7 protein-coding genes and 1 pseudogene are annotated in these 7,755 nt (G+C 67.2%); 6 read left to right on the forward strand and 2 right to left on the reverse strand.

Going from position 1 to position 7,755, the window contains the following annotated elements:
- The 3 genes and pseudogenes from ACIQ3R_RS12440 to ACIQ3R_RS12450 form a co-directional block, all read left to right on the forward strand.
- Positions 1–374 (forward strand): annotated as a pseudogene (locus tag ACIQ3R_RS12440) (hypothetical protein); the annotation flags it as partial.
- A gap of 143 nt (positions 375–517) precedes the next feature.
- Entirely contained in the window at positions 518–1,753 is a 1,236-nt protein-coding gene (locus tag ACIQ3R_RS12445) for an acyl-CoA dehydrogenase family protein (protein ID WP_397418947.1), read from the forward strand.
- 32 nt (positions 1,754–1,785) lie between these two features.
- Complete coding sequence (locus ACIQ3R_RS12450; RefSeq protein ID WP_397418949.1) at positions 1,786–2,790, forward strand: LacI family DNA-binding transcriptional regulator; 1,005 nt, start codon at positions 1,786–1,788, stop codon at positions 2,788–2,790.
- A gap of 4 nt (positions 2,791–2,794) precedes the next feature.
- Here the strand turns inward: ACIQ3R_RS12450 and ACIQ3R_RS12455 are convergent, their stop codons facing one another.
- Positions 2,795–3,799, reverse strand: a complete 1,005-nt coding sequence (locus tag ACIQ3R_RS12455) for a YeiH family protein (RefSeq protein WP_397418951.1) — start codon at positions 3,797–3,799, stop codon at positions 2,795–2,797.
- A gap of 123 nt (positions 3,800–3,922) precedes the next feature.
- Between ACIQ3R_RS12455 and ACIQ3R_RS12460 the strand changes: the two genes are divergently transcribed.
- Both ACIQ3R_RS12460 and ACIQ3R_RS12465 read left to right on the forward strand, forming a co-directional pair.
- The gene (locus ACIQ3R_RS12460; RefSeq protein ID WP_397418953.1) at positions 3,923–4,831 is read left to right on the forward strand and encodes an aldo/keto reductase family oxidoreductase; all 909 of its coding nucleotides are present in this window, start codon (positions 3,923–3,925) and stop codon (positions 4,829–4,831) included.
- Complete coding sequence (locus ACIQ3R_RS12465; RefSeq protein WP_397418955.1) at positions 4,828–5,892, forward strand: LLM class flavin-dependent oxidoreductase; 1,065 nt, start codon at positions 4,828–4,830, stop codon at positions 5,890–5,892. Before ACIQ3R_RS12460 ends, ACIQ3R_RS12465 begins: the two co-directional genes overlap by 4 nt.
- Positions 5,893–6,067: 175 nt before the next feature.
- On the opposite strand, the gene ACIQ3R_RS12470 is transcribed toward ACIQ3R_RS12465, so the two are convergent.
- Entirely contained in the window at positions 6,068–7,324 is a 1,257-nt protein-coding gene (locus ACIQ3R_RS12470) for an MFS transporter (RefSeq protein ID WP_397418957.1), read from the reverse strand.
- Positions 7,325–7,483: 159 nt separating this feature from the next.
- On the opposite strand from ACIQ3R_RS12470, the gene ACIQ3R_RS12475 reads away from it, so the two are divergent.
- On the forward strand, positions 7,484–7,755 hold a 272-nt coding region (locus ACIQ3R_RS12475; protein ID WP_397418959.1), incomplete at its 3' end, for a Gfo/Idh/MocA family oxidoreductase.

The following is a 7,755-nucleotide window of genomic DNA, read 5'->3' on the forward strand; positions in this document are numbered from 1 at the left end:
TCCGCAGCCGGCCGGGTGAGGTGCGCTCGGTGTTCGGCCTGCTGGCGGCGGGGGGCTGCGCCAGTGCGCTGGCGCTCGCGACGGTCGATCCGGACCTGGCGCGGCAGTATGCGACCGTCTCCAATGTGGTCGCCCTGATGTCGCTCTATTGTTACGGTCTGGCCGCGGTCTCGCTTCTGGCCCTGATGCGCGCCGGGCGTGCGCCCAGGGCGGGCATGGCGCTGATTGCGCTTGTGGCGATTGGGGCCGCCATTGCGCTGATCGCGTCCGGCAAGCCCGCCGAGATCGGCTTGAGTCTGATCGCCGTGGCGGCGGGCGGCATCCTGCACCTCTGGCTCAGATCGCGGCCCTCGGCGGCGGCCACGCCTCCCTAGTTCTCAGAGATAGCGCCGGAGTCCACAGAGCCCATCAGCGCAATTCGAAAGACGCCCCCAGGCCGCGCGCCTCGCGGATTCCCGTTGAGCTTAGGCTCCATCGCCTTCAGGGTGGTTCAAACAATTGTTTGGGAGACGCCGCCATGTCCATCGACTTCGAGATTCCGCCGGAAGCCAAGGCCATTCGCGAGAAGGTGCGCCAATGGGTGCATGACGAGTGCATCCCCGCCCAGGAGCGGATCAAGGATAAGGCGAGCTACAAGAAGGTGATCGACGAGCTGCGGACCAAGGCCCGGGCCCAGGGCCTCTGGATGCCGTTCGTGCCCAAGGAGTACGGCGGCATGGGCCTAGGCCCGCTAGCCAACGCCCTGGTGCAGATGGAGCTGGGCGAGAGCTATGTCGGCGCGCTTTCCATGAACTCGCAGGGGCCGGACGACGCGACGATCCTGACGCTGATCGCGCACGGCACCGAGTATCAGAAGGAGAAGTTCCTCAAGCCGCTGCTCAACGGCGAAAAGCGCGTCTGCTATTCCATGACCGAAAAGGCGGCCGGGGCCGACGCCACCGGCATGCGCACGACCGCGGTGAAGGACGGCAACGAGAACTACATCCTGAACGGCGAGAAGTGGTTCTCCTCGGCCGCCTCGGCCGCCGACCTGGCGCTGGTGATGGCCCGCACCGACACCGAAGGCCCGCGCCACCAACAGTTCTCGACCTTCATCGTCGAGCTGCCGAACCCCGGCTACAAGATCAAGCGCGACATCCCGACCATGGCCGCCGAAGGGCCGCTGAGCCACATCATGGGCGGCGGCCACTCCGAGATCGAGATCAAGGACCTGGTGGTGCCGGCTGAGAACATTGTCGGCGGCGAAGGGCGCGGCTTCGACATGGGCCAGCACCGGCTGGCCTATGGCCGCCTTCGCCATGGGATGCACAACGTGGCCATGGCGCAGCGGGCGCTGGATCTGGCCGCGGCCCACATCACCAACCGTGAGACCTTCGGCGGGCCGCTGCACAAGCGCCAGGCCGTGCAGTTCATGATGGCCGAGTGCGCGAGCCAGCTCTACATCGCCCGCCTGATGCTGCTGCACATCGCCTACAAGGCCGAGAAGGGTATGGACATGCGGCAGGAGAACTCCATCGCCAAGGTCTACCTCGCCCACATGGTGCATCACGTGGTCGACACCGCGATCCAGCTTCACGGTGCGCTCGGCTATAGCCGCGATACCCCGCTGGCGGCGTGGTACACCCACATCCGCAGCCAGCGGCTGGTGGACGGGCCGGATGAGGTGCACCGCTGGACCGTGGGCCGCAACGTGATCAAGGCGTTCCAGGCCACCGGCACCACCGCCGGCGCCTGCGGCGGGGACCTGCTTTAGATTTAACCCGTTAGAGGAGGGCGCGCGCGGCGATGCGGTCGACGATCAAGGACGTCTCTACGGCGGCCGGCGTCTCGATGAAGACCGTCTCGCGCGTCCTCAACAAGGAGAAGTACGTCTCGGAGGAGACGCGCCTGCGTGTGGAGCGGGCCATGGCGGAACTGTCGTTCCATCCTTCGCAGGCGGCCCGCGCCCTGGCCGGGAAGCGCAGCCACCAGATCGCGCTGATCTATGACAATCATAGTCCGCACTACATCCACCAGATCCAGACCGGTGTCTGGGCCCGTTGCGTCGAAGAAGGCGTCCGGCTGCTGGCGCAGCCTTGCGACGTGGCGCTGCCCAGCCTGGGCGAAGAGGTGGGCGGGCTGATCGACCAGACCCAGGTGGACGGCGTGATCCTCTCCTCGCCGGTCACCGACGCCGCGGCGGCGCTTGAGGCGCTTGAGAGTCGCCGTGTTCCTTATGTTCGGATCTCGCCAGGCACAGAGCATGAGCGGTCATCATCGGTTTCGATGGACGACGTGCAGGCGGCCGACGACATGACCAGCCACCTGATCGCGTTGGGACACAGGCGGATCGGCTTCATCATCGGCCATCAGAACCATACGGCGAGCGACCTGCGTCTCTATGGGTATCGCCGCGCGCTGGACCGGGCGGGGCTGGCGTTCGAGCCGAAGTATGTGCGGCCGGGCGCCTTCGATTTCGCGTCGGGCGAGGCGGCCGCGGACGTGCTGCTGGACCTGCCGATTCCCCCGACAGCGATTTTCGCCAGCAACGACGACATGGCGGCTGGCGTGCTGACCGTGGCGCATCGGCGTGGGATCGCGGTGCCGGATTCGCTCTCGGTGGCGGGGTTTGACGACACGGCGCTGGCGAGCCAGCTCTGGCCGCCGCTCTCCACCGTCCGCCAGCCGACGCGTGAGCTGGCCTATGCGGCGGCGAGCCTGTTGTTCGGCGGCGAGGACGTCATCACCCACCGGCGGCTGCCTCACGAGCTGGTCCTGCGCGGCTCTACGGCGGTGTGCAGGACGGGCTGAGACTTCAGCCCAGCAGCAACCATGCGGCCGATGCGGCCAGCACCAGAGCTGCGACCGTGGCCATGGCGATGGGGGCCAGGGGCTTCAGGCCCGCCTTGGTGAGCGACTGCAGTTGCGAGCGGACGCCGGTGGCGGTGACGGCGCAGGCGAGGAGCGCGGTCGAGGCCTGGGTTGAAGCGTCCGCGGCGACCCTGGGGATCCAGCCCGCGGAGTTCACCGCAGACAGGACGAAGAAGCCCAGCACGAACCATGGGAGAACGAAGCTGGCCAGCCTGGCGCCCGGATCACGCGGGATGAACAGGGCCACGGCCAGCAACGCCGGCGCAAGCAGAGCGACGCGGGCCAGCTTGACGATGGTGGCGGTCTCACCGGCCGGGTCGGACACCGAGTACCCAGCGCCTAGCGCCTGGGCGACATCATGGATCGCCGCGCCCATCAGGAAGCCGGCCTGACGGTCGTTGAAACCCAGCGTCTCGGCCAGAACAGGGTAGAGCGCCATGGCGAGTGCGCTCATCGCTGAGATGCCGACGAGCACGAGCGTCACCTGGGCGCGGCTGATCCGCTTTTCGCCAAGCAGTGTGGCGAAGGCCATGGCCGCCGAGGCGCCGCATATGGCGACCGCACCGCCGCAGAGCGCACCGAACGCGCCCCCTAGCTTAAGGGCGCGCGCGGCCAGGACGCCGACACCGAGCGTGGCGAACAGCACGCCGGCCACTGCGGCGAGGGTTGCAGGACCGAGAGCGGCGATCTCGCCCAGCGTCACGCGGGTGGCGGCCAGCACGATGCCGAGGCGCAGTAGGGTGCGGGACGCGAAGGCGAGGCCGGCTTCGAGGCGCGGGTCGTCGCCCAGGAAGTTCATCGCCAGTCCGAAGAGCAGGCACATCAGCGTCAATGGCGCGCCGTAGTGGTCGGACACATAGGCCGCTGCCAGTGTGGCCAGCACCGTAAGGGCGAGCCCAGGGATATGGTCCCGCACCGAGGCGTTCGCCGGACCTGCCGCCTCGCTCATTCGCACCGCCCCCCCGCGCCGCGCGCCTTGCCAAGGCAGGGCGCGCTCCCCTACGCTATGACAACGCTATCATAGGGCCGGCCGCGAACAAGACGCGTGCGCGGGGCAGGGGACCAAAGATCGATGACATACCTACCGGCGCCACCCGCCCAACGACCCCTTTACAGCGGCGGTCCCGCGGTCTCCTCGATCGCCTGGGGCATGTGGCGGTTCCGCGGGGATGACGTAGCGGCCGCCGAGGCGCGCGTGCAGGCGGCGCTGGACGCTGGCGTCACGTTGTTCGACACGGCGGACATCTATGGGCCGGACAACGGGGAGCCGTTCGGCGCGGCCGAGGTGCTGCTGGGCCGGGTGTTCCGGGCCAATCCCGGCCTGAAGTCGAAGATGGTGATCGCCACCAAGGGCGGCATCTCCATGGGCGTGCCCTACGATTCCAGCGCCGGTTACATCGCCTCAGCCATCGACGCCTCGCTGAGCCGCATGGGCGTGGAGCAGGTGGCGCTCTGGCAGATCCACCGGCCCGATGTCCTGACCCACCCCTCCGAGGTCGGCGCGGCGCTGACCGCCGCCCACAAGGCGGGCAAGATCGGCGCGGCGGGGGTTTCGAACTTCACCGCCGCCCAGGTCGAGGCGCTGGCCGCCCATTGCGAAATCCCCATTGTCTCGCACCAGCCGGAGTTCTCGCCGCTGGTTGTGAGCGCGCTGTCCGATGGCGTGATGGACCAGGCGCTGGCGCTGAACATGACTGTGCTCGCCTGGTCTCCGCTGGCCCAGGGTCGGATCGCCGAGCCGAAGGACGAACGGGCCCGCGCGGTGGCCGACGCGCTCGACGCGAAAGCGGCCGAGGCCGGGGTCAGCCGTGCGGCGGCGGCCTACAGCTGGATCCTGGCCCATCCGGCCCGGCCGATCCCGATCGTTGGAACTCAGACGCCGGCGCGGATCGCTGAAATTCCGCAAGCCTACTTACCCCGTTGGACCCGCGCCGAATGGTACGGCGTGCTGGTCGCGGCCCTCGGAGCGCCCCTGCCATGACCCGGAAGCCCTGCGAAGTCAGCTGGTTCTCGGCCCTCTGCGACGACGACTACGAGTTCCTGGGCGTGCCGGACGAACGGCTGCGGTCTTCCTGGGAACACTGCCGCGACATCGTCCAGCAGGCCGAGGCCGGCGGGTTCGACAACATCCTGCTGCCGTCCGGTTACGAGCTGGGCATCGACACCACAGCCTTTGCCGCCGGAATCGCGCCAATGCTCAAGCGCATGCGCCTTCTGATGGCGGTTCGGATCGGCGAGATGTGGCCGCCGCAGTTGGTCCGTCAGATCGCCACCATCGACCGGATGCTGGGCGGCCGGCTGATGGTGAACATCATCTCCTCTGAAATGCCGGGCGAGAAACTGGCCTCGGCGCCCCGCTATGCGCGCACGGTCGAGGCGATGAGCATTCTCAAGACCATGCTGAACGGCCAGCCGCTGGATCATGACGGCGAGTTCTGGAAGCTGAAGCTGGATCCGCCGCGTGTGACCACGCTGTCCGGCAAGGCGCCGCTGCTCTACTTCGGCGGGCTATCCGAGGACGCGCGCGAGGCGGCGGCCAAGGGCTGCGATGTCTTCCTGATGTGGCCCGACCGCAAGGAGACCGTGGCCGCGATCATCGCCGACATGACCGAACGTGCGGCCAAGTATGGGCGCACGCTGCGGTTCGGATATCGCGCCCATGTGGTGGTGCGCGATACTGAGGGTGAAGCCCGTGCGGCGGCGGACCGGCTGCTTTCCAAGCTCGATGCGGACACCGGCGCCGCGATCCGCGCCAAGTCGCTGGATTCCACCTCGGCCGGTGTCCAGGCGCAGGCGGCGTTGCGCGAGACTGCGGCCGAGGACGGCTACGCCGAGCCGAACCTGTGGACCGGCATCGGGCGCGCGCGATCGGGTTGCGGTGCGGCCATCGTCGGCGATCCGGATCAGGTTCTGGCCAAGCTCAACGACTACCGCGACATGGGCATCGAGGCCTTCATCCTGTCAGGCTATCCGCACGCCGCGGAGGCGGACCTGTTCGCCCGCCACGTGCTGCCGAAACTGGAACACGGGCCATTGGTCTGACCTCAGATTTCGGGCGGTTGCTCGCCCGGCATGGTACTCGTGATGAACCGGCTTGTCCGGGCCACCCATTGAGCGGGGCCTCCAGCGCTTCAAGCTCACCTTTGTGTCCAATGGATCCCCCGGACGAGCCGGGGGATGACACGGGATGAGTGGGATGCCGAGGGGGCGTACGCCCTCAGTGGCGGAAAACCGGCTCGGCCGAGGGGCCGTCCAAGGGCTTGATGCGGGGAATCCAGAGCTGGATCCACAGCAGCGCCAGCAGATAGGACGAGCCCGCGAAAACGAACAGCGGCGCATAGCCCAGGCCCAACGTAAGGACCTTGCCGGCGGTCCAGACGATGCCCATACCGCCGATATTGCCGCAAAACGCTGCGAAGCTGGTTACGCGGCCGACCTTCACCGTCGGCGTCACGTCGGTGATCAGCGCGAACAGATTGGTGGAAAAGCCCTGGTGGGCCGCCAGAACCACCGCCAGGATTCCCGCGGCGATCCACGGGTTCGGTGCAAGGAGCGCCAAAGGCAGCACCAGGACCATCAGGCCGCAGACCAGCATGATGCCCTTGCGGACATGGTTGACCGGCATGCCGGTGGAAAGCAGGCGGGTGGCCATCGTGCCGCTGACCAGCGAACCCACGGCCGCGCCCGTATAGGCCAGCGCCAGAGGGCCTCCGAGTTCAACGCCGGTCAGCCCATACTGGCGGTTCATGAAGTCGGGCATCCAGAACAGCAGCAGCCACCAGGTGGCGTCGCTGAGGACCTTTGCGCCGGCTATGCCCCAGGTCGAGCGGTCCTTCAGCATCGAGGGGCGTGGACCGGTCTCGACCGCGGCGGGCGCTTCCTGATGTGAGTCTTCAAACTTGGTCTTACGAGTGACGCTGAGCCAAACGACCGTCCAAACTACGCCCGCAAGACCCGCAACTACGAACGTTCCACGCCAACCAAATGGTTGAGCCAAGAGCGGGATCAAGACAGGCGCTCCGATCGCGCCCAGGCTGTTCAGGGCCTGGATCAAGCCGAAGCCTGTTGAGCGTATGTTGGCCGGCATGATGGTGGCGACAGTCTTGATCATCGAGGGCGTGCCCATCGCTTCGGTCGCGCCGAGGCCAATGCGGCAAAGGATGAACTGTGGGATCGTGTGGGCCAGACCGTGCGCCAGAGCGGCGATGCTCCAGGCGAAGACGCCTAGCGGATTGGCCCATTTGACGCCGACCTTGTCGACAATAGGGCCGGCGAAGAGAAGGCCGATAGCCATCGCGCCCTGGAACGATGCTCCAAGAGCTCCATAGTCTTCGTCGGACCAGCCGAGTTCGGCTGACATCTCGGGCTTCAGCACCGCAATGATCTGACGATCGACGAGATTGAGGATGCCGGCGAACGCCAGCAGCGTGAACAGGAGCCAGCGATTGTAGTTCGGAGCGTGTGCGGCGTTCATGCCAATGCCGCCGTTTGAAGCCGGACCATCGGTGTTCTTCCCCCCAGGAATCCGCCGCCTAAGGCGCTTGTCAGAGACAATTGGCCTTGCCCGGCGGTCAAGTCTAGGCGACTGTCACCGATAAGTCAGCGCTGTCATACTGACGTGGAGGAGACAAACTTGACGGGCGAGGTCCGCTACGGCCTGGTTGGCACGGGCATGATGGGTGTTGAGCACATCAACAACCTCGCCATCACGCCGGGCGCCCGGGTGACGGCGTTGGCCGATCCGGTCGGGCAATCCCTGGGCTGGGCGCGACACGCCCTGCGCGACCGCGCTGAGGGGGTAGCGTCGTTCCAATCGTCCGCCGAGTTGGCCCGAAGCGGCCTGGTCGACGCGGTGATCGTGTCGAGTCCGAATCACACGCACCGCGAGGTGCTTGAGCCGCTGTT

The sequence above is a fragment of the Phenylobacterium sp. genome, assembly GCF_044371015.1.
In the GTDB taxonomy this organism is placed as follows: domain Bacteria; phylum Pseudomonadota; class Alphaproteobacteria; order Caulobacterales; family Caulobacteraceae; genus Phenylobacterium.

What these genes read in the sequence shown, in the direction of transcription:
- ACIQ3R_RS12445 (WP_397418947.1), top strand. Translation starts at nt 518, where the DNA reads ATGTCCATCGACTTCGAGATTCCGCCGGAAGCCAAGGCCATTCGCGAG.
- ACIQ3R_RS12450 (WP_397418949.1), top strand. Translation starts at nt 1,786, where the DNA reads ATGCGGTCGACGATCAAGGACGTCTCTACGGCGGCCGGCGTCTCGATG.
- ACIQ3R_RS12455 (WP_397418951.1), bottom strand. Translation starts at nt 3,799, where the DNA reads ATGAGCGAGGCGGCAGGTCCGGCGAACGCCTCGGTGCGGGACCATATC.
- ACIQ3R_RS12460 (WP_397418953.1), top strand. Translation starts at nt 3,923, where the DNA reads ATGACATACCTACCGGCGCCACCCGCCCAACGACCCCTTTACAGCGGC.
- ACIQ3R_RS12465 (WP_397418955.1), top strand. Translation starts at nt 4,828, where the DNA reads ATGACCCGGAAGCCCTGCGAAGTCAGCTGGTTCTCGGCCCTCTGCGAC.
- ACIQ3R_RS12470 (WP_397418957.1), bottom strand. Translation starts at nt 7,324, where the DNA reads ATGAACGCCGCACACGCTCCGAACTACAATCGCTGGCTCCTGTTCACG.